Annotated in this window: 21 protein-coding genes; 4 read left to right on the forward strand and 17 right to left on the reverse strand. The window is 68.4% G+C overall.

The genetic code is table 11. The annotated features are described in order from the left end of the window. Nucleotides 1-42 precede the first annotated feature (42 nt). Complete coding sequence (locus tag EV646_RS15115) at nucleotides 43-603, forward strand: TIGR03086 family metal-binding protein (RefSeq protein WP_132148814.1); 561 nt, start codon at nucleotides 43-45, stop codon at nucleotides 601-603. On the opposite strand, the gene EV646_RS15120 is transcribed toward EV646_RS15115, so the two are convergent. The 8 genes from EV646_RS15120 to groES form a co-directional block, all read right to left on the reverse strand. Then, the gene (locus EV646_RS15120; protein WP_132148816.1) at nucleotides 600-995 is read right to left on the reverse strand and encodes a hypothetical protein; all 396 of its coding nucleotides are present in this window, start codon (nucleotides 993-995) and stop codon (nucleotides 600-602) included. The genes EV646_RS15115 and EV646_RS15120 overlap by 4 nt on opposite strands. 22 nt (nucleotides 996-1,017) lie before the next feature. Next, complete coding sequence (locus EV646_RS15125; protein ID WP_132148818.1) at nucleotides 1,018-1,731, reverse strand: alpha/beta fold hydrolase; 714 nt, start codon at nucleotides 1,729-1,731, stop codon at nucleotides 1,018-1,020. Beyond that, nucleotides 1,728-2,834: a GuaB3 family IMP dehydrogenase-related protein gene (locus EV646_RS15130; protein WP_132148820.1), complete on the reverse strand. Its 1,107-nt coding sequence runs from the start codon at nucleotides 2,832-2,834 to the stop codon at nucleotides 1,728-1,730. The genes EV646_RS15125 and EV646_RS15130 overlap by 4 nt, the downstream gene beginning before the upstream one ends. A 74-nt stretch (nucleotides 2,835-2,908) precedes the next feature. Then, complete coding sequence (gene guaB / locus EV646_RS15135; RefSeq protein ID WP_132148822.1) at nucleotides 2,909-4,420, reverse strand: IMP dehydrogenase; 1,512 nt, start codon at nucleotides 4,418-4,420, stop codon at nucleotides 2,909-2,911. 176 nt (nucleotides 4,421-4,596) lie between these two features. Beyond that, nucleotides 4,597-6,027, reverse strand: a complete 1,431-nt coding sequence (locus EV646_RS15140) for a hypothetical protein (protein ID WP_132148824.1) — start codon at nucleotides 6,025-6,027, stop codon at nucleotides 4,597-4,599. Then, nucleotides 6,020-6,640 (reverse strand): RNA polymerase sigma factor ShbA, encoded by a 621-nt coding sequence (shbA, locus tag EV646_RS15145; protein WP_132148826.1) that lies wholly within the window; start codon nucleotides 6,638-6,640, stop codon nucleotides 6,020-6,022. The genes EV646_RS15140 and shbA overlap by 8 nt, the downstream gene beginning before the upstream one ends. 229 nt (nucleotides 6,641-6,869) lie before the next feature. Then, nucleotides 6,870-8,489, reverse strand: coding sequence for a chaperonin GroEL (gene groL / locus EV646_RS15150; RefSeq protein ID WP_132148828.1), 1,620 nt, complete (start codon nucleotides 8,487-8,489; stop codon nucleotides 6,870-6,872). 172 nt (nucleotides 8,490-8,661) lie between these two features. Next, nucleotides 8,662-8,958, reverse strand: coding sequence for a co-chaperone GroES (groES, locus tag EV646_RS15155; RefSeq protein ID WP_130384566.1), 297 nt, complete (start codon nucleotides 8,956-8,958; stop codon nucleotides 8,662-8,664). Nucleotides 8,959-9,248: 290 nt separating this feature from the next. On the opposite strand from groES, the gene EV646_RS15160 reads away from it, so the two are divergent. Both EV646_RS15160 and EV646_RS15165 read left to right on the forward strand, forming a co-directional pair. Continuing rightward, nucleotides 9,249-9,854, forward strand: coding sequence for a peptidoglycan-binding domain-containing protein (locus EV646_RS15160; RefSeq protein ID WP_132148830.1), 606 nt, complete (start codon nucleotides 9,249-9,251; stop codon nucleotides 9,852-9,854). Between the two features lie 9 nt (nucleotides 9,855-9,863). Next, nucleotides 9,864-11,015: a class I SAM-dependent methyltransferase gene (locus EV646_RS15165; protein WP_132148832.1), complete on the forward strand. Its 1,152-nt coding sequence runs from the start codon at nucleotides 9,864-9,866 to the stop codon at nucleotides 11,013-11,015. Between the two features lie 316 nt (nucleotides 11,016-11,331). On the opposite strand, the gene EV646_RS15170 is transcribed toward EV646_RS15165, so the two are convergent. The 9 genes from EV646_RS15170 to EV646_RS15210 all read right to left on the reverse strand — a co-directional run bounded on the left by EV646_RS15170 (nucleotide 11,332) and on the right by EV646_RS15210 (nucleotide 19,118). Continuing rightward, the gene (locus EV646_RS15170) at nucleotides 11,332-11,787 is read right to left on the reverse strand and encodes a GNAT family N-acetyltransferase (RefSeq protein ID WP_132148834.1); all 456 of its coding nucleotides are present in this window, start codon (nucleotides 11,785-11,787) and stop codon (nucleotides 11,332-11,334) included. Further along, nucleotides 11,784-12,833, reverse strand: a complete 1,050-nt coding sequence (gene tsaD / locus EV646_RS15175) for a tRNA (adenosine(37)-N6)-threonylcarbamoyltransferase complex transferase subunit TsaD (RefSeq protein ID WP_241995962.1) — start codon at nucleotides 12,831-12,833, stop codon at nucleotides 11,784-11,786. Before tsaD ends, EV646_RS15170 begins: the two co-directional genes overlap by 4 nt. Next, nucleotides 12,830-13,279: a GNAT family N-acetyltransferase gene (locus EV646_RS15180; RefSeq protein ID WP_132148836.1), complete on the reverse strand. Its 450-nt coding sequence runs from the start codon at nucleotides 13,277-13,279 to the stop codon at nucleotides 12,830-12,832. The genes tsaD and EV646_RS15180 overlap by 4 nt, the downstream gene beginning before the upstream one ends. Beyond that, nucleotides 13,276-13,941: a tRNA (adenosine(37)-N6)-threonylcarbamoyltransferase complex dimerization subunit type 1 TsaB gene (gene tsaB, locus EV646_RS15185; RefSeq protein WP_132148838.1), complete on the reverse strand. Its 666-nt coding sequence runs from the start codon at nucleotides 13,939-13,941 to the stop codon at nucleotides 13,276-13,278. Before tsaB ends, EV646_RS15180 begins: the two co-directional genes overlap by 4 nt. Nucleotide 13,942: 1 nt before the next feature. Further along, the gene (gene tsaE / locus EV646_RS15190) at nucleotides 13,943-14,869 is read right to left on the reverse strand and encodes a tRNA (adenosine(37)-N6)-threonylcarbamoyltransferase complex ATPase subunit type 1 TsaE (protein ID WP_132148840.1); all 927 of its coding nucleotides are present in this window, start codon (nucleotides 14,867-14,869) and stop codon (nucleotides 13,943-13,945) included. After that, entirely contained in the window at nucleotides 14,866-15,984 is a 1,119-nt protein-coding gene (locus EV646_RS15195; protein ID WP_132148842.1) for an alpha/beta fold hydrolase, read from the reverse strand. Before EV646_RS15195 ends, tsaE begins: the two co-directional genes overlap by 4 nt. Nucleotides 15,985-15,990: 6 nt before the next feature. Beyond that, nucleotides 15,991-17,151 (reverse strand): alanine racemase, encoded by a 1,161-nt coding sequence (gene alr / locus EV646_RS15200; protein WP_132148844.1) that lies wholly within the window; start codon nucleotides 17,149-17,151, stop codon nucleotides 15,991-15,993. Nucleotides 17,152-17,166: 15 nt separating this feature from the next. Further along, nucleotides 17,167-17,808, reverse strand: a complete 642-nt coding sequence (locus tag EV646_RS15205) for an HAD family hydrolase (protein WP_241995964.1) — start codon at nucleotides 17,806-17,808, stop codon at nucleotides 17,167-17,169. Nucleotides 17,809-17,888: 80 nt separating this feature from the next. Then, a complete protein-coding gene (locus tag EV646_RS15210) occupies nucleotides 17,889-19,118 on the reverse strand; it encodes a GH12 family glycosyl hydrolase domain-containing protein (protein ID WP_132148846.1) in 1,230 nt (409 codons plus the stop codon). Nucleotides 19,119-19,469: 351 nt separating this feature from the next. On the opposite strand from EV646_RS15210, the gene EV646_RS15215 reads away from it, so the two are divergent. Next, nucleotides 19,470-20,234 (forward strand): META domain-containing protein, encoded by a 765-nt coding sequence (locus tag EV646_RS15215; RefSeq protein ID WP_132148848.1) that lies wholly within the window; start codon nucleotides 19,470-19,472, stop codon nucleotides 20,232-20,234. The last annotated feature ends 20 nt before the right edge of the window (nucleotides 20,235-20,254 follow it).

Genomic DNA, 20,254 nt, shown 5'->3' on the forward strand with positions numbered 1-20,254 from the left:
GTCCTCCCCGGGCGGACGCTGACGCTGAGAGGGGGAACTCCTATGGACGTGGTGGAACTGCACAACCGGACTGTGGACAACTTCGCGAGTCTGGTCAACGAGGTGGGACCCGACCAGTGGTCGGCACCCACGCCATGCTCGGACTGGGACGTCCGCGCGCTGGTGAACCATGTCGTCGGTGAGGAGCGCTGGGTCGCGCCGCTGATGGAGGGCAAGACCATCGCGGACGTCGGCGACTCACTCGACGGCGACCTGCTCGGCGACGACCCCGTCGGCGCCGCCACCGCCGCAGCGCGCGAAGCCCAGGACGCGGCAGCCAAACCGACCAGCAAGGTCCATCTGTCGTACGGCGACGAGGACGCGCCCGAGTACTTGCTCCAACTGGCCGCGGACCACCTCATTCACGGCTGGGATCTGGCCGCCGCCATCGGGGCCGAACCGCGGCTGGACCCGGACCTGGTCGACGAGGTCGCCACCTGGTTCGCGGAGCGCGAGGAGCTGTATCGCGGCGGCGGCGCCATCGCCGACCGCGTCGAGGGGTTCACCGACCCTGCCGACACGCTCCTCGGCGCCTTCGGCCGCGACCCCCGCTGGAAGCCCTAGGAGTCCTGAAGATCCGTCTTGAGAGCGCCGACGAACAGGCCGGCCTCGGTTTCGGTCATGCCTGTCTCGGAGACGACCAGGGCGGTCGCCTGATGGAGCTCACCCTGAGCCTTGAGGGCACGGGTGCGCTCGGCCAGGTTGGTGCCGGGCCGGCGGACGACCGGTGTGTCCGTGGTGGGCGGCACGAAGCGCCCGAGGCGGATGTCGTCGACGAGTCCCTTGGCGTGTTTCAGGTCCAGGCCGGTCCGGTCGCGGACCAGCTTGACCGCGTGCACAGCCTTCTTCGTGGTGATCAGGAACCGGATCTGATCCACATCATCGGAGGTGAGTCTCGCCCGCGCCGCGGCAAGGGCAACATTGTCCGTGTCTTCGCGTCGGCTGAACCATCCCATGCGGCAATCCTTCCAGAAGGCTTCAACCGGTGAGGACTCGGCGAATGTCTTCCCACGCGAGTGCACCGAGTTCGCGGTCAGCCTCGTCCGACCCACCCCGCGCCATCCACTGACCGCCGGACTTGGGCTGCTCCCCCGGGAACAACGGCCGGTGCCCCGCCCCGGCCACGATCACCGTCCGGGCCGCACGTTGGGAGGCAATCAGTTCTGCGAACTCGACCGACGGCCAGACCCGATCGTCACCTCCGGCGATCAGCAAGAGGTCACCCTTGAATCGCTCCACCGGGATGCGGGCAGCCTCGGCTTCGTACCTCTCGAGACTCTGCCGGTACCAGCCGACGAAGCTCGGCGGATCGTCCTCCGGCTCCCAGTCGGGGTCGTACGGTACGAACGGCAGCGGCTCGCCCTGCCAAGTCCATGCGGACGTCTGTACGCCGCTCTCGTTCCAGCCCCAGACGTAAGCACTCGGCGAGATAGCGATCACCGCGTCGATCCGCTGGTCGAGAGTCGCCAGGAGGAGCGCGGCCTCGGCACCCCGGGAAATGCCCATCGCGACGACCCGGTCGTTGCGCTCAGCCAACTCGTCCAGCGGGAACGACTCCAGCGGGATCTCGCTGATCCTTTGCTCGAACCACTTCGGCGCGAGTACGTCGTACCCCTCGGCCTCCAGCAGCCTTTTGCGCTCCAGGTCAGGCGTACCGCTCGAGCCATGCAGGAGCAGTACGCCGGTCCTCACCCGACGACGACCTCGACACGCTGGAACTCCTTGAGCTCCGTGTAGCCGGTGGTGGCCATTGCCCGCTTGAGCGCGCCGACCAGGTTCATGGTGCCGTCCGGGACCCAGGACGGGCCGAACAGGATCTGCTCGAGAGTGCCGGTAACGCCCACCTCGACGCGCTCACCGCGGGGCAGGTCGGCGTGCCAGGCCTCGGCACCCCAGTGGTAGCCGCCGCCGGGCGCGTCGCTCGCCCGGGCCAGCGGCGAACCGACCATCACCGCGTCGGCGCCGCATGCGATCGCCTTCGCCACGTCGCCGGACCGGCCGACCGAGCCGTCGGCGATGACGTGCACGTACCGGCCGCCGGACTCGTCCATGTAGTCGCGGCGCGCCGCGGCGACATCAGCCACCGCAGACGCCATCGGCACTGCCACTCCCAGCACCTTGCGGGTGGTGTGCGCGGCGCCGCCGCCGAAGCCGACCAGTACGCCGGCCGCCCCGGTGCGCATCAGGTGCAGCGCGGCCTGGTGCGTCGCGCACCCACCGACGATGACCGGTACGTCGAGGTCGTAGATGAACTGCTTGAGGTTCAGCGGCTCCGCCTGGCCGGAGACGTGCTCGGCGGAGACCGTCGTACCGCGGATGACGAACAGGTCGACACCCGCGTCGACGACGTGCTTCGCGAACTGCTTGGTCCGCTGCGGCGAGAGCGCACCCGCCACGGTGACCCCGGAGTCACGGATCTCCTGCACCCGCTGCGAGATCAGCTCGGGCTTGATCGGGGCCGAGTAGATCTCCTGCAGCCGGTGCGTCGCCTGCTCCCTGCTGATGGAGGTGATCTCCTCCAGCAGGTTCGAGGGGTCCTCGTAGCGGGTCCACAGGCCTTCGAGGTTGAGTACGCCGAGCCCGCCGGCCTTGCCGATCGCGATCGCGGTGGCCGGTGACATCACCGAGTCCATCGGCGCGGCCAGGATCGGCAGCTCGAACCGGTACGCGTCGATCTGCCAGGCGACCGAGACCTCTTCGGGGTCTCGCGTCCGCCGCGACGGCACAATCGCGATGTCGTCGAACGCGTACGCCTGCCGGCCACGCTTCGCGCGGCCGATCTCGATCTCGGTCATGGGCTCAGCCTACTGTCACGCCTCCCCGACCTCCGAAACGCCCGCCACGCAAGCGGTGTTCGCAGGTGAGTGGTTTAGCGGCCGGAGTAGTTCGGGGCTTCTACGGTCATTTGGATGTCGTGGGGGTGGGATTCCTGCAGGCCGGCTGAGGTGATGCGGACGAAGCGGCCCTTTTCCTGGAGTTCGGGGACGGTGCGGGAGCCGCAGTACCACATGGACTGGCGGAGGCCGCCGATCAACTGGTGGGCGACGGCGGACAGCGGGCCGCGGTACGGGACCTGGCCCTCGACGCCCTCGGCGATCAGCTTCTCGTCGCTGCCCACGTCGCTCTGGAAGTAGCGGTCCTTGGAGTACGACTTGCGCAGGCCGCCGGACTGCATCGCGCCGAGCGAGCCCATCCCGCGGTAGGCCTTGAACTGCTTGCCGTTGATGAACACCAGATCGCCCGGCGACTCCTCGCACCCGGCCAGCAGCGACCCGAGCATGACGGTGTCCGCACCGGCCACGAGGGCCTTGGCGATGTCACCGGAGTACTGCAGGCCGCCGTCGCCGATGACCGGGACTCCGGCCGGCTTGCACGCCAGCGAGGCCTCGTAGATCGCGGTGACCTGCGGTACGCCGACGCCGGAGACGACTCGCGTCGTACAGATCGAGCCTGGGCCAACGCCGACCTTGACGCCGTCCGCGCCCGCGTCGACCAGCGCCTGGGCGCCGGCGCGGGTCCCGACGTTGCCTCCGACGACGTCGACGCCACGGGTGGCCGGGTCGGCCTTGAGCTTGCGGATGATCTCCAACTGGGCCTGGGAGTGACCGTGCGCGGTGTCCACCACGAGCACGTCGACGCCTGCCTCGACGAGCGTCATCGCCCGCTTGTAGGCCTCACCGAAGAAGCCGATCGCGCCACCGACCCGCAGCCGGCCGGTGCCGTCCTTGGTGGACAGCGGGAACTGGTCGCGCTTGACGAAGTCCTTCAGCGTGATCAGGCCGGTCAGCTTGCCCGCGTCGTCGACGAGCGGCAGCTTCTCCACCTTGTGCCGGCTGAGCAGCGCCATCGCGTCGTCGGCGGAGATGCCTTGCTTGCCGGTGATCAGCGGCTGCTTGGTCATCACCTCGCGGACCGGGCGGGAGAAGTCGCTCTCGAACCGCATGTCCCGGTTCGTCACGATGCCGACCAGGACGCCGGCGTTGTCGACCACCGGCACACCGGAGATCCGGTACTGCCCGCAGAGGGCGTCGGCCTCCCCGATGGTCGCGTCCGGGCCGATGGTGATCGGCTGGGCGATCATCCCGGACTCGGAGCGCTTGACCAGGTCGACCTGCTGGGCCTGGTCCTCGATCGAGAGGTTGCGGTGCAGGACGCCGAGGCCGCCCTGGCGGGCCATCGCGATCGCCATCCTGGCTTCGGTGACGGTGTCCATCGCGCTGGACAGCAGCGGGATGTTCACCTCGATGTTGCGGCTCACCCGGGACCGGGTGTTGGCCTCGGACGGGATGACGTCGGACTCGTTGGGCTGCAGCAGCACGTCGTCGAAGGTGAGGCCGAGGACGGCGAACTTGTCGGGAACTCCAGCGGGTGTGATGTCCATGGGGAAAACAGGCACCTTTGCACGGCGAGATCGGAACACCATCGTATGCCGCCCGCCCCAGGGCGCCCGAATCGCCTGTCCACAGCCCTGCTGCGGAACCGTCACAGCCCGCGTACGACGTCAGCCGGGAACCGGCACATCCGGCCCGGAGCGATTCCCCGGGCCGGATCTTTGGATCAGTTGGTCGGACTGTTGACCACGTCGAGGATCTGGAGCAGTGCCGGCGACTCGGTCGAGCCGTGGGTCCGGTCGATCGCGGCGTGCTTGCCCTCGGCGTACTGACCGCTGGAGTGCTTTCCAGTGGGGTACGTCGTCTTCACCGAACCGGTCGACACCTTGCCACTGGAGTGCTTCGCGGTGCTGCCGAAGAACTCCTCGGCGCTCGGCACCTCCACTGGCTCACCGGTCGGCGTCGGCAGGACCGGCTCGAGAACCTTGTCGACCAGGTCGCCCAGCGGGTTCGCGGGCTCCTCGGCCGGCTGCGTCTCCTCGGCCTGACCGGAGTCGGCCGAGCCCGAGTCCGAGCTCGGGTCGGCGCTGGTCTCCGAGCCAGAGCCGCTGTCCGCGCTCGGCACCGTGGTCGGGTTGCTCGACGGAGCGGTCTCGGAGTCGGCACTGGTGTTCGAGCCTGTGCCAGTCCCGGAGTCGGCGCTCGTGCTGGAGCCCGCGCCGGTCTCGCCGGTGCTGGTCTCACCAGTGTTCGTCCCGGAGTCCTTGCCGGTGTTGGTACCAGTGCTCGTCTCGCCCGACTCCGTACCCGTCTCGCCGTTGCTCGGCTGGGTCGTCGGCGTCATGGTCGGGTCGGTGGTCGGATCCGTCGTTGTCGGGTCCGACGTCGGCTCGCTGCTCGGCGGCGGCGTGGTGGCCGGCGGGTCCGACGGCTCGGTGGTCGGCTCGGACGACGGCTCCGTGGTTGGTTCCGTCGTCGGGTCGGCGGTCGGCTCCGTGGTCGGGTCGTCGGCCGGCTTGTTCGGCTCCTCGGCCGGCGCGGTGGTCACCGGCGTGACGGGCTGCTCGATCAGCGCCGGCTTCTGCACCACCAGCGGCCGGGCCAGCGGCGGCTTGAGTGCGCCGTCCACGCTCGCCGGCGGAACGACGGCTTGCTCCGCCTCCTTGGCGGCGGCCTTCTCCTCCTGCTGCGTCTTGTAGTTCTTGGCGACCTTGACGATCTTGGTCTTGTCGACCACCGGCATGCCGTCGAGCTTCTCCTTCGGGAAGCTGGTCCGCGGGCTGACCGCGTCGACCATCTTCTCGATGACCTTCTCGTACGGCGACAACGGGTCGCCGGTGACGGCGGCGGCCACCCCGGAGACCGACAGCGCGGCCACCGCGGCAACACTCAGTGCCAGACCACGGGTCGCCATCTTGCGGGCGAACGGGTCCATCACCGGGTTGAGCGCGGCGCAACGCGCCAGGAAGCTCTCCGGGTCGTCGATTGTCTCCACCGGGAGCTCGTCCTCGACCTCCACCGCCAGCCGCAGATCGGCCAGCAGCTTCAAGGCCGGGTCGTGCTCGCCCGCCGTACGGGCGGACTCCCCACCGGCGGCCAGCAGGTCGAGCAGCGCGTCATCGGCGTCGATCGCGTCGAGGTCGAAACGTTCAGCCATGATGCCCCTCCCCTGCTCCTCGTTCCACCTGTTCCTCATGCCCCACAAACCCCCTGAGCGTGGTCAACGCCCGATGCTGTGCGACCCTCACCGCCCCCGGTGTCATCCCCAGTGCCCGGCCGGTCTCCTCGGCTGACATCCCCGCTACCACGCGAAGCCGCAGGATCTCCCGCAGCTTCTCGGGCAACCTCTCGAGCAGGCCCATGATGTGCTGGACCTCCGAACTCCGGACCGCGTGCTCTTCCGGCGTCGGTGACTCGTCCGCGCCGTCCGGCAGGTCCGGCGTCGAAACGTCGGCCACCGCGAACGCACGCTGGGCATCGGCGACCTTGCGGGCCGCGATGCCGTAGACGAAGGCCTCGAACGGCCTCCCCTCATCACGGTACCGGCTGAGCGCGCCGAACACCGCGACACAGACCTCCTGAGCGACGTCATCGACCATGTCGGCGCCGCCTGGATAGGTCCACAAACGGGACCGCACATAACGGTGCGCCACAGCGCGCACCCTGGTGAGCAGGTCGTTGAGAGCTGTCCGGTCCCCGGCGCTGGCTAGCGCAGCAAGATCCCTGAGCTCGACCCGGTCGTGGGTGTGCGGTACTTGGACCTCGGTCACCCCTCGCCCCCTCGTGTCGGACCGGTCAGCCTCCAAGATGGTATGGCCTTCACCCCTCCTTGCAAAGTGGCAATTTGTGATCACCTCAAGATTTTGATCACGATTAGTAACTACCCGCTGGTTCGGACTCCGCAGTACAGAAAACCCAGCGCAGTAACAGCAAACACCGCCCGGCTGGTCGGGGGACCGGCCGGGCGGTGTGAGTGTTGTATTGCTTGTGACCTGAGGGTCAGTGGCCGTGACCGTGACCGTGACCGGCCGCGGCGGGCTCTTCGTCCTCGGGCTTGTCGACCACCAGGGTCTCGGTGGTCAGCAGCAGCGCGGCGATGGAGCCGGCGTTGGCGAGCGCGGAGCGCGTCACCTTGACCGGGTCCAGCACGCCCTGCGCCAGCAGGTCGCCGTACTCGCCGGTGGCGGCGTTGAAGCCGCTGCCGACCTCGAGCTCCGCGACCTTGGCGGTCACGACGTAACCCTCGTAGCCACCGTTCTCGGCGATCCAGCGCAGCGGCTCGACGATCGCCTTGCGGACGATCCGGACACCGGCGAGCTCGTCACCCTCGAGGTCCAGGCCCTTGTCCAGTACGGCGGCCGCGTGCACCAGGGCGGAGCCGCCACCGGCGACGATGCCCTCTTCGATCGCGGCCCGGGTCGCGGACACGGCGTCCTCGATCCGGTGCTTCTTCTCCTTCAGCTCGACCTCGGTGGCCGCGCCGACCTTGATCACGCAGACGCCGCCGGCCAGCTTGGCCAGCCGCTCCTGCAGCTTCTCCCGGTCCCAGTCGGAGTCGGTGCGCTCGATCTCGGCCTTGATCTGGTTCACCCGGGCGTCGATGTCGTCGGACTTGCCGGCGCCCTCGACCACCGTGGTGTTGTCCTTGCTGACCACGATCCGGCGGGCCGTGCCCAGCACCTCCAGACCGACCTGGTCCAGCTTCAGGCCGACCTCGGGGGCGACGACCTGCGCGCCGGTCAGCGCGGCCAGGTCCTCCAGCATCGCCTTGCGGCGGTCACCGAAGCCCGGCGCCTTGACGGCGACGGAGGTGAAGTTGCCGCGGATCTTGTTCACCACCAGGGTGGACAGCGCCTCGGCCTCGACGTCCTCGGCGATGATCAGCAGCGTCTTGCCGGACTGCACGACCTTCTCCAGCAGCGGCAGCAGGTCCGCGATGGCGGAGATCTTGCCCTGGTGGATCAGGATGTACGGGTCCTCCAGCACCGCTTCGCCGGCCTCGGCGTCGGTGATGAAGTACGGCGAGATGAAGCCCTTGTCGAACTGCATGCCCTCGGTGAACTCGAGCTCGGTCCCGAAGGTGTTCGACTCCTCGACGGTGATCACACCGTCCTTGCCGACCTTGTCGAACGCGTCCGCGATCAGGGTGCCGATCTCGGCGTCCCGGGCGGAGATGGTGGCGACGTGGGCCATGTCGCCCTTGTCGTCCACCGGCCGGGCGGTCTCGATCAGCTTGGCCGACACGGCCTCGATGGCCGCCTCGATGCCCTTCTTCAGGCCCATCGGGTTGACCCCGGCGGCGACGGCTCGCAGGCCCTCGTGCACCAGCGCCTGCGCCAGCACCGTCGCGGTGGTGGTGCCGTCACCGGCGATGTCGTTGGTCTTGGTGGCGACCTCCTTGGCCAGCTGCGCACCAAGGTTCTCGAACGGGTCGTCCAGCTCGACCTCACGGGCGACGGTCACACCGTCGTTGGTGATGGTCGGGGCGCCCCACTTCTTGTCCAGGACGACGTAGCGGCCCTTCGGCCCCAGCGTCACCTTCACCGTGTTCGCGAGCTTGTCGACGCCGCGCTCCAGCGCGCGCCGCGCGTTCTCGTCGAACTCGAGGATCTTCGGCATGGAAAAAACCAGTCCCTCTCTGAATATCTAATGCGTTCAGCAATTGACACAGCCGCTGCCCCGGACCGACTCCGCCCCAGTACCGCCGGTGAGCGGCACCAGGGCGGTGTCAGTCAGGAACAGCGGGCAGGGCGCGTCCCGGCCGGGGCCGAGGGAACCCGCCCTGAGGTCGTCACTTGCTGACGACTGCGAGGATGTCGCGGGCGCCCAGGATCAGGTAGTCCTGGCCGTCGTACTTGACCTCGGTACCGCCGTACTTCGAGTAGATGACCTTGTCGCCGACGGCGACGTCCAGCGGAACACGGTTGCCGTTGTCGTCGATCCGCCCGGGGCCGACGGCGAGGATCTCGCCCTCCTGCGGCTTCTCCTTGGCGGTGTCCGGGATCACCAGGCCGGACTTCGTGGTCTGCTCGGCTTCGAGCGGCGCGACGAGGACCCGGTCCTCGAGCGGCTTGATCGTGACCGACACTTGCTGACCTCCACGGTCGATTCGCTTGTCTGTGGTTCGAGGTGGCCGCGGTACCTGCCGTCGCGGGGGTCAGGGGCCGGGCCGTTGGCACCCTCCCATGGAGAGTGCCAACACCGAATCTAGGCCGCCTTTAGCACTCGGTCAACTCGAGTGCCAGAAGCTCGCGCAAGTCCGGTGATCGCCCGCACACGGTTTGTGGTCAAACGCTGGGCCGATCGGGGTTCGGCATGGGACCGTTTGGTCTGTACGGCGTCCCGGCCGCCCCGGGACCGGGTGCCCGAGGAGAGTCCATGGCCTTCAGCTTTCCCTCTCTGCGCAAACCGTCCCCCCGGACTGTCCTGATCCTCGCCGCCGTCGGCGCGCTCTCCGTCGGAGCCGTCGCCGCCGGCGCATCGAAGGACCAGGCCGCTCCCAGTAATGAAGCACCGGCCGCTGCGCCTCCACCGAAGCAGGCCCCCGCGGTTCAGGCGACGACCGACTCCGCGCGTACGTCGGCAGACACCCAGGCCGCGGCGGCGTTGCCGCAGTGCCGGGCCGCACGACTCGTGACGATCAACAGCACCTGGGGCATCCCGGTGCCGTCCGTCTACGGCAGCACCAGCACTAACTGCAACCTCATGTACGGCGACGACCCGCACCGCGGCTCCACCGTGTACGGCGACCCTGACACCGCCATTCGAGTCCTGCAGCGCAACCTGAACTACTGCTACGGCAGCAAGCTCACAGTCGACGGCATCTACGGCAGCAACACCCGCGCGGTCGTCAAGCTGGTCCAGCAAAGGCACAAGCTGGCCGTGGACGGCATCTACGGCCCCAAGACCCGCTCCGCGATGAACTGGCGCATGTACTCCATGGGCACCAGAAGCTGGAGCACAGGCTGCTACAGCCCCATCTAAAGTGACGGGGTGACAGTCAGCAGCTTGCTGGACGGGCAAGGCGCCGAAGTGCTCGCCAAGGCCTGTGCGAGCTACCAGCCCGGCCAGGAACTCCAACTGGTCGAGAAGCTCAGACGCCAGTACGACGCAGCGCTGGTGACTGCTGCGGTCACGCAGGCCTCACTGCGCCACCGGGCGGTCGCCAAGTTCGGTGACGACGCAGAGCGGATGTACTTCACTCCGGACGGGCTAGAGCCGGCGACCCGAAGCACTGTCGGCACTCACCGCGCACAGCGCATCGCAGCCAAGCTGCCAGGAAGCACTCTGGTCGACCTGGGCTGTGGCATCGGCGGCGACCTCATCAGTGCCGCACGTGCCGGTCTGCGCGTCGTCGGCGTCGAGCGCGACCCAGCAACCGCTGCTGCGGCTCGCGCCAACCTGACCGCACTTGGACTGCCCGGTGAGGTGGTCGTCGGCGATGCAGAGTCCGTCGACGTCACGCCGTACGACGTGGTGTTCGCAGATCCGGCGCGGCGGGCGGATGGCCGGCGCGTGTTCGACCACAACGCCTACTCACCGCCGTGGTCCTTCGTCACCGAGCTCTTGACGCGTACGGCGTGCGTGAAGGTCGCGCCCGGCATCCCGCATGACGCCGTACCGGATGGGGTGGAGGCGGAGTGGGTCAGCGACGCGGGTGAGGTCAAGGAGGCCGCACTGTGGTCGGGGAGCCTGTACGGCGGTAGTGCTCGGCGGGCGACGTTGCTGCCCAGTGGGGTGGGTGTCAGCGAGGCACCGGAGGCCTCGACCGGCCCGGTGGCGGCGTACATCTATGAACCCGACGGAGCCGTGGTGCGGGCGGGACTGGTGACGGCCGTGGCTGCCGCGGTCGACGGGTGGTTACTGGATCCGCGGATCGCCTACGTGACCGCTGATGCGTTGGTGCCGACGCCGCTGGCATCGGCGTACGAGGTGATCGAAGAGCTGCCCTACAAGGATAAGGCGCTGCGGTCCTGGGTACGCACGCAAGACATCGGCACGCTGGAGATCAAGAAGCGCGGCGTCGATCTCGACCCGGCGCAGCTACGCAAGAAGCTCGCCCCGAAGGGCTCCACCGCCGCCACCCTGATCGTCACCCGAATCGGCCGCGACGCAGTCGCCTATTCGTGTCGTCGAGTCCCCTGAGACTGGAACTTGCGCTGGGAGCACACTCGAACATATGATCGATCTCGCGTGCGGGTCCCCGGGGGATCTGCCGGCAGGCGAGGTGCTGCGTCTGCTGCTGCACACTCCCGGGGATCCGCCACTAAGTCGACGTACGGTTTGAGGAGCCGTACGTCGACTGACCGTCACGCTACCGAAGTCACCCGTTCACCTCACTCGGGCAGAGTCCAGACCAGAACCGGTCTGCCGCTGGCCGCTCACCTGGGGATCAAGCGGTCGCTCCAACCCCAGGCCTCTGTCCGCTGCCGCGCCCTTCCCCGCGCTGCAGCCGCAAGCTTCAGTTCCCGCCGTAGATCTCGGCTGGGTCCTTGCGGATGAGCATGGTGCGGCTCGGGCCTTCGTCTACCAGTTCGGTGAAACCGTATTTGCGGTAGAGCTCTTGCGCATCCAGGGTCGACAGCATGAAGCGGCGGAGGCCCTTCAGGTCTGGGTGGTCCAGCAGCGTGGAGACGACGAAACGGCCGAGCCCGTAGCCGCGGTGGTCCGGCAGCACGAAAACGTCGGCCAGCCAGGCGAAGGTTGCGCGGTCCGTCACCATGCGGGCAAAGGCCACCATCGAGCCGTCCGCGGCGTACACACCCAGGTTGAGCGAACCGGCAATCGACCGCGCCACGACCTCCCGCGGGATGCCTGGTGCCCAGTACGACGTACTCAAGAAGCCGTGCACCACGTCGACATCAACGCGGTCCACATCGTCGTCAGCTTCGAAGCCGTCCGGCCCGGTCCATCTCACTTGTTCAGTACCTCCGTGATCGGCATCGATGAGTCGGCCGGCAGCCCGAGCGGCGACGGCGCCTTTCCGGCCCGGACGAGTTCCGAACCGAGCGCCGCGACCATCGCACCGTTGTCGGTGCACAACCCAGGACGCGGCACCCGTACGGCGATCCCGGCCGCGGAGCAACGCTCTTCGGCCATCGCGCGGAGCCGGGAGTTGGCCGCGACCCCGCCGCCGATCAGCAGGTGCTCGAAGCCACGGTCCTTGCACGCGTCGATCGCTTTGCGGGTCAGCACGTCGCAGACCGCCTCCTGGAAGGCTGCGGCGACGTGGTTCACCGGCACGTCCTCGCCGTCGCGCCGCCGTGCCTCGACCCAGCGCGCGACCGCGGTCTTCAAACCGGAGAAGGAGAAGTCGAACCGGTGCCGCTCGAGATCCCGCTGCGAGGTCAACCCGCGCGGGAACGTCACATAGAGCCGGTCCCCGCCGTCCCGCGCCGCTTTGTCGATATATGGACCGCCCGGGAACGGCAGCCCCAGCACCCGCGCGACCTTGTCGAACGCCTCCCCCGCCGCGTCGTCGATGGTGCTGCCCATCGGCTGCACGCCGTCGGTGATGTCCTCGACCGCGAGCAACGACGAGTGCCCGCCCGACACCAGCATCGCGACGCACCCCTTGGGCAGATCGCCGTGCTCCAACGTGTCGACAGCTACATGCGCCGCGAGGTGGTTCACGCCGTACAAAGGCTTGTCCAGCGACAGCGCCAGGCCTTTGGCCGCGGCCACTCCGACCAGCAACGCACCGGCAAGCCCAGGCCCGCTCGTCACCGCGACCGCGTCGACGTCGGTCGGCTTGATCCCGGCGGTCTCGCACGCGCGCCGGATCGTCGGCACCATCGCTTCGAGATGAGCCCGGCTCGCCACCTCCGGTACGACGCCGCCGAACCGGGCGTGCTCCTCGACACTGGACGCGATCGCGTCGGCGAGCAACGTCTGCCCGCGCACGATCCCGACCCCGGTCTCGTCACACGAAGTCTCGATCCCCAGAATCAGGGGCTCGTTCACAATTCCTCCCGCCACCGCATGATCACCGCATCCTCGCCACCGGCGTAATACCCGCGCCGCCGGCTGATCTCCTCGAACCCGAAGGCGCCGTACAGCGCCACCGCCGCATCGTTGCCCGCAGCAACTTCCAGCAACACCGTCCGGCCGGCGCACTTCGACAGGGCCGCCGTCATCAACTGCCCGGCGATCCCGGTACGGCGCTCGGCCGGCGTCACCGCGATCCGCAGCAACTCGACCACATCCAGCGAAACCGGCGGCACCAGCAGTACGACGTACCCGACGACATCACCAACGTCGGCGACCAGGATCACCCGGTCCTCGGACAGCCGCTCGAACTCCGTCGTCCAGGCGACCGTACTCCACGCCTCCGACCCGAAGCACAACGAGTCCAGCGCAGCCAGAGCGGTCAGATCCTCCGCGCGAGCCGCCCGAATCGCAGGTCTCACTTGGGAAGCACGCTCTTCGGCCCGCCGGACATCGTCACGTCCGGCCGCCGCAGGTACAGCGGCTCCGGCGCGACCACCTCGAGCGTCCCAGTCGCCACACCTGCAGCCAGCACCTCGGCCGACGGGTACTCCAAGTCAGACGCCTCCGCCTGAAGCGCATCCGCATAGAGCACAGCACCGCGCCCGATCACCGGCAGACCCGACAGCACCTGTGCGACGTCGGCCGGCTTGTCCACCGCCGGTCCCTCCAGGCGACGCCGGCTCCCGTCCGCGGCCGGGCCGTCGTACAAAGCCCAGTAGATCTCCTTGCGGCGGGCATCCGTCGCGACCGCGACCGGCAGCGCCAGCGACGACTGCCGCGCCAGGATGTCCAGGCTGCACACGCCCGCGACCTCGATCCCGAGTACGTCGGCCATCGTCCGGGCGGTCACGAGTCCGACCCGCAGCCCGGTGAACGGCCCAGGCCCGACGCCGACCGCGATCCGCGTGAGGTCGCGCGGCGTACAACCAGCCGCCGACAACGCAGATGCGATCGCAGGTGCGAGCAACTCGCCATGCCGTAGGGCGTCGACCGTCGTGGACGACGCCAGAATCTCACCACTCACCGGATCGGCGAGCGCCACGGTCACCGCCGCACTGGAGGTATCAAAAGCAAGCAACATGTCAGTTCTTCTCCAGTACAGAAACCCGTACGCCGGACGCGGCCCAGCGCGGACCCACCGGTGTGATCCGGATTTCGCGGGTCTCGTCCGTGTCGTCGTCGCCGCGGGTCACGACGATGTCGAGCCGGTCCGGAGCCAGCGACTCGGCCAGCCCATGACCCCACTCGACCACTGTGACCGCGTCGTCCAGGCTCGCGTCCAGATCCAGGTCGTCCAACTCGGCGAAACCGCCCAGGCGATAGGCGTCCACATGGACCAACGCCGGCCCACCCGCGAGCGACGGATGCACCCGCGAGATCACGAACGTCGGTGACGTGATGTCACCACGCACCTTCAGCCCAGCTCCAAGCCCCTGCGTGAACGTCGTCTTCCCCGCACCGAGATCACCGGACAGCACCAGTACGTCGCCCGCCCGCAACTGCCCGGCAAGTTCCTCGCCGATCGCCCGCATGTCGTCCGCGGTCGGCACGGTCAGCTCGAGCGGCATCGCCTTCGCATAGATCAGGTTGTGATCGTGCTGTTCCACCACCGAATACCCACGCCTTCGCCAGAACTCCACCGTGTCCGGAAGCTCGACCCGCGCAATCAGTTGCACCCGCCGGATCCCCCGCCGTACGGCGACCTCCTCGGCGCAGCCGACCATCGCCGACGCGACCCCGCGAGCCTGATGCCGCGGGTCCACCGACACCCGCCGCAGATGCAGTACGTCGCCATCCTCCTCGAACAGCAACGCACCGGCCGGGGCGCCGTCGATGCGAACCAGCAAACCACCGTGGTCGGCGACGGCCGCGCCGACAGTGGTCGCGTTCTCGGTCAAGGCGGTGGAGGGCGGATCGAGCACTCGCCGGGCCGAGAAGGCATGGTGAATCACGTGGACGATCTCGTCCACGTGATCAGCGGTGGCGTCGATGACGTGCAGGTCGGTCATTGGTGTCCCAGCAAAGAGGTTTCGGCTCGTTCGATCATGCCAAGGAGGGCGGCGGTGAACTCACGGTGGTGCTCGATCAGGCCGAGGTGACCGCAGTTCTTCACCTCGACCAGCTCCGCTCCGGGCACGTGCCGGACGATCTCCTCGGCATGGGCGAACGGCGTCAGGTGGTCGTTGTCCCCACCGATCACGACGCACTCCACCTTCTGCAGCGGCTCCAGGGCGTCGTACTTGTCGTGCAGCGCGAAGATCGGGTAGAACTCCGCGATCACCGAGATCGGGGTCGCCGCGATCATCTCGTTGACGAACTCGGTGAAGGCCGGCGGCACCTCGGAGCCGAACGAGTACTTCCGGGTCAGCAGGTAGCTGATGTCGGTGCCGGCCTTCCGGCTGCGCTCGACCACGTCGGGGATCCGGGCCAGCGCGGCGACCGTCGGCGTCGCCAGCGCGCGGGCGAGCATGCCGACCTTGCCGGGGAAGACGATCGGGACCCGGTCGAGAGCGCCGGCGCTGGTCGAGCACAGGCCGACGCCGATGATCCGGTCGCCGAACAGCTCCGGATGCTGCTCGGCCAGCGCCATGATCGACATGCCGCCCATCGAGTGCCCGATCAGGATCACCGGGCCGGTCGGTGCGAACTGCTGCATGATGCCGTACAGGTCGCGGCCGAGCTGGTCGATGCTGACGTTCTCCTTCGGCGACCGGCCGGAGCGCCCGTGCGAACGCTGGTCGTAGAACACCATCGTGCCGATGCCGGCCAGGTCGCGGCGCTCGAAGTGCCAGCAGTCCTGGTTGAGGCCGTAGCCGTGGGCGAAGATCAGGGTCAGGTCCTCCGGCGGCAGCGGCAGCTTTTTGCCGAACCGGCGCTTCGGCGGCGCGGGCCGGCGTGATCGCTTCAGCTCGTCGACTTCGACGTACAGCTCGACTCCGTCGTCGGCGGTGAACACGTACGGCGTGCCGCGCAGCGAACCGAACGGCTCGGCCTCGAGCTGCGCGCGCTGGCTCGACCGCCGGCCGATCACCTGCCGCTCGACCGCGACACCGGCCGCCGCGCCAGCAGCCAGTACCCCGACCGCGGCTCCGATCAGACCGGCGGTGCGTCCTGCTTTGGACATGCCGGTCTACCTCCCGCTGTCGATGTACCGGCGGGGGATCCGCGAGCCCAGCCGGGTGACGATCTCGTAGTTGATGGTCCCTGCCGCATCGGCCCAGTCGTCCACCGTCGGCTCACCGTCGGCCCCCGGGCCGAACAGCACCACCTCGTCGCCCGCGGCCGCCTGGTCGTCCTCGAGGTTGACCACGCATTGATCCATGCAGATCCGGCCGACGATCGTACGACGCTCGCCGCCGGACTGGATCGGCGCACCGTTCGACGCGTGCCGCGGCAGGCCGTCGCCGTACCCGAGTGGAATCAGCCCGAGGGTCGACGGCCGCGGCGCGGTCCAGGTCAGGCCGTAGGAAACGCCCGCGCCGGCCGGGACGCGCTTGACCATCGCGTACCGCGCTTTGAGCGTCATCGCCGGCCGCAGCCCCAGCTCGGCCGACGGCAGCGCATGCCCGAACGGTGAGAGCCCGTACGTCGCCACGCCCGGCCGGACCAGGTTGAAATGGGTCTCGGGCAGCGCGAGCGTGGCACCGGAGTTGGCCAGGTGCTTGAACTCCGCGTCCACGCCGAACGACTCGGCCACCTCGATCGCCTCGGTGAACGTCGCCAGCTGGGCCTCGTTCGCCGGCGACTTCGGCTCGTCCGAGGACGCCAGGTGCGACCAGATGCCCTTGATCTCGATCCGGCCGGCCTGCTGCGCACGCAACGCGGCCCGAATCAGCGCCGGCCACTCCTCCGGTACGGCGCCGCCACGGCTCAGGCCACTGTCGATCTTGAGGTGGACCCGGGCCGGGCGATCGGTAACGCCGGCTACGAGCTCATCGATCTCCCAGGGCGCGGCGGCGGACAAGTCGATGCCGGCGGCAATCGCGTCCTCGAGCGGCTCACCGGGGGTGGTCAGCCAGCAGAAGATCGGCCCGGTGTCGCCGGCGTCGCGCAGCGCGAGCGCCTCCTCGAGCACGGCGGCGCCGATCCAATCGGCGCCGGCCTCGCGGGCGGCGCGGGCGACCGGGATCATGCCGTGGCCGTAGCCGTCGGCCTTGACGATGGTCATCAGCTGGGCGCCGTTCTCGGCGCGGGCACGCAGCGTGGCCACGTTGTGCCGGATCGCGGCCAGGTCGACGACCGCTTCGGCACGGTGCGGCCGCTCGCTGCCAAGTGACTGGAGGGTAGACATAGCTCCTCCAGTGTCTCAGGCCCTGTCGATGAGCTCCGCCAGGGCGGCCATGTTGTGGAAAACCACGTCGGCATCGGCCAGCTTCGCCGGGTCTGTCATCCCGGCGTATCCGAACACCTTCATCCCGGCCGCGTTGGCGGCGGCGACGCCGAGTGGGCTGTCCTCGATCACCAGGCAGTCGACCGGTTTGACACCCATCGAGCGCGCGGCGTGCAGGAACAGATCGGGTGCGGGCTTGCCGTGGGCAACATCTTCGGCACTGAAGATCCTGCCCTCGAAGCGCAGCCAGAAACCCACCGCGGTCAACGCAGTGTGGATCCGCTGGTGCGTCCCCGACGACGCGAGGCAGTAGGTCAGGCCCTCGGCATCAAGATGGTCGAGCACCTGCTCGACACCCGAGATCGCGCGCAGATTCGCGAACCCGTCGAAGAGGCGCTGGTGGTAGCGGTCCTCCAGATCGGCGGGCAGCGGCCGGCCCAGCTGAGCCTCGGCCTGCTGCCGCATCGAGGCCATGCTGCCGCCCATGAAGTCGCGGACCGTCTCCTCGAACGTGTACGGCAGTCCCGCTTCGGTGAGCAGCTCGGCCAGGATCGTGTTGGCCAGCCGCTCGGAGTCCACCAGCACACCGTCGTTGTCGAAGATCACCAGTCCGGTCACGCCTGCACCCTATGCAAATACGGCGGCCGCCGTGACGTGGGGAGTCACGGCGGCCGCCTGGTTCGCGAGAGCGCGAGGGGTCAGTTCTCCTGGATGGAGAAGTCGTTGAAGGTGAAGCGCTGCTTGGTGTTGCCGGTGGACACGACCTCGACGCCGTAGTCGACCTGCCACGTCGTGGCCTGCGGGGCCCAACCACGCTTGACCATGTCGTTGAAGAAGCTCGCCAGCGGCATCGTGCCGGACTTCTGCGTCACCTGGGACACGTACGCCGTGTAGCCGGACCGGTGCCAGACGTCGTACGTGAAGCCACCGAAGGTCACGGTGCCGACCTTGCTGCCGCCTGGGACCTGGTTCTTGTTGTCGGTCCAGATCATCAGCTCGTTGTTCAGCCCGTCGCCGATCCACGCGTCGAACGCGACGTTGTAGATGCACGCGCTGCAGTTGGCGGGAGTCGTCGCGGCGAACTTGGCCGACTGGATCTTGGACAGCGGGACGTCGTTGTAGTCCTTGTGCACGTTCGGGTACGCCTGCACGCCGTTGTCGCCCGGCAGCGGCTGGGTGACGTCGAGGTACCAGTTGTCGTAGTTGCAGGCGGACAGGGTGTAGGTGCCGTTGTGGTTGTTCCACATGTTGTTGTGGACGTAGTACGCACCGAACGTCCGGCCCTCACCCGAGTTGCCCGTCGCGGTGGTGACGAAGGACGGGTTGGTGCAGGTCGTCGACGGGCTGCTCGTCGACGTGGGGGTCGAGGTCGCGGTCGGCGAGGAGGTGGGGGTCGACGTGGTCGTCGGGCTCGACGTCGGCGTCTTGGTCGGGCTGGTGGTCGCCGTCGGCGTCGGGCTGCTGGTCGGCGACTGAGTCGGTGACGAAGTGGCCGTCGGGGTGGGCGTGGTGGGCTGCGTCGGCGCCGGTGCGAAGTCGTAGTGCACCGTGTAGCGAAGCTTCTTGCCGGCGGCGTACGGCTCGCCGCCGCGGCGCAGGGCCTGCAGCCGGTAGGTCTTGGTGGTGATGCTGTTCGGGTCGATCGACAGGATCGACGAACCGGAGGCGGTCGCCACGATCGCCGTCGGCTTCGTGGCGAAGCCGTGGATGACCGTGCAACCCGATTTGGCGTCCAGGACACAACTCTCGACGCGTCCGACACCTGGGAGGGCTGAAACCGTGCTGTCCGTGGAGGCGCCGGTGGTCGTCGCCGCTACGGGTGAGTCCTTGGCCGCCTGGACGGCGATCGGTGCTGCAACTACGGCACCGAGGGCAAGGCACACCGCCGCGACGATGACTCGGCTTCGGGCAGTTCGGATGGGGGGCATGCGAAACTTTCCTCGTCTGCTCGACGGGCCACCCTGCATTGCCCCAGCACTTCAGGATGGCCCACAACTGTTCTGTTTGGTCCCCAGAGAGGCCAGGACAGCGGCGTTCCCCGTAGCGCCGAATCGGTCCGGGCAGACCGGGCGAGGGGGCTCGCCGGCCATGTCCTTCACGTTCGCTCTCGCGCGTACGGCGGCTGACGTTATCCAACCGTGATCTGAAAAGCCAACTCGGGGCACCGTTTTCACGCAGCGTGCCCGCCTCTTGAGGCGGCCGGGCGACGAGAAATCACTCAGAGCCACGGCGATCTACTGCAACATCCGGGTGGACCGGAGCGTCCGTAGCTTGTGAACATGCGGATGGTTGTCGTCGCCGGTTTGCTGCTGGCGCTGGCCGGGTGTGGCGACGAGTCGAGTGCGAGTGGCGGGTCGCTGAAGGGGAAGACGTACTTGTCCACAGCAGTGACGGAAGACGGGCAGCCGAATGAGCTGGTCGCGAACACGCGGATCAGCTTGCACTTCACCGATGACGGCCGGCTGATCGCGGACGCCGGCTGCAACTCGATGCAGTCCCCAGTGAAGACGAGCGGCGGCAAGCTGTCGATGGACGATCTCGCGATGACCGGCATGGGTTGCGATCAACCGCGGCACGCGCAGGACGACTGGCTCAGCAAGCTCCTGTCCGCCGACCCGGCCTGGAAGCTGGAAGGCGACCAGCTCACCGTCAGCTCCGGCGGTACGGCGATCTCGCTGCAGGACGGTCAGACCGCCGAACCGGACCTCGCTCTGGACGGCACCAAGTGGATTCTCGAAACCGTCATCACCGGTGAGGTCGCCTCACACTCGGCCGGCGCGGAGAAGGTCTGGATAACGTTCAACGGCGAACGCGTCACCGGCTCGACCGACTGCAACGAACTCCAGGGCCCCGTCGCTCGTGACACCACCAAACTCACCTTCGGCGAAATCGCCACCACCCGCCGCGCCTGCGCCGGCGACGCCGCCGTACTGGAAACCGCTCTGCTCAACGGCCTGAAGGGCAACGTCACCTACGAGATCGACGCGAACCGCCTCAAACTCCGTGCCCCCAGCAACGGCCTGGACTTCACCGCCACCCGCTGAACGTGTCTCCGCGATCGTTC

The organism is Kribbella antiqua (assembly GCF_004345665.1).
GTDB lineage: Bacteria > Actinomycetota > Actinomycetes > Propionibacteriales > Kribbellaceae > Kribbella > Kribbella antiqua.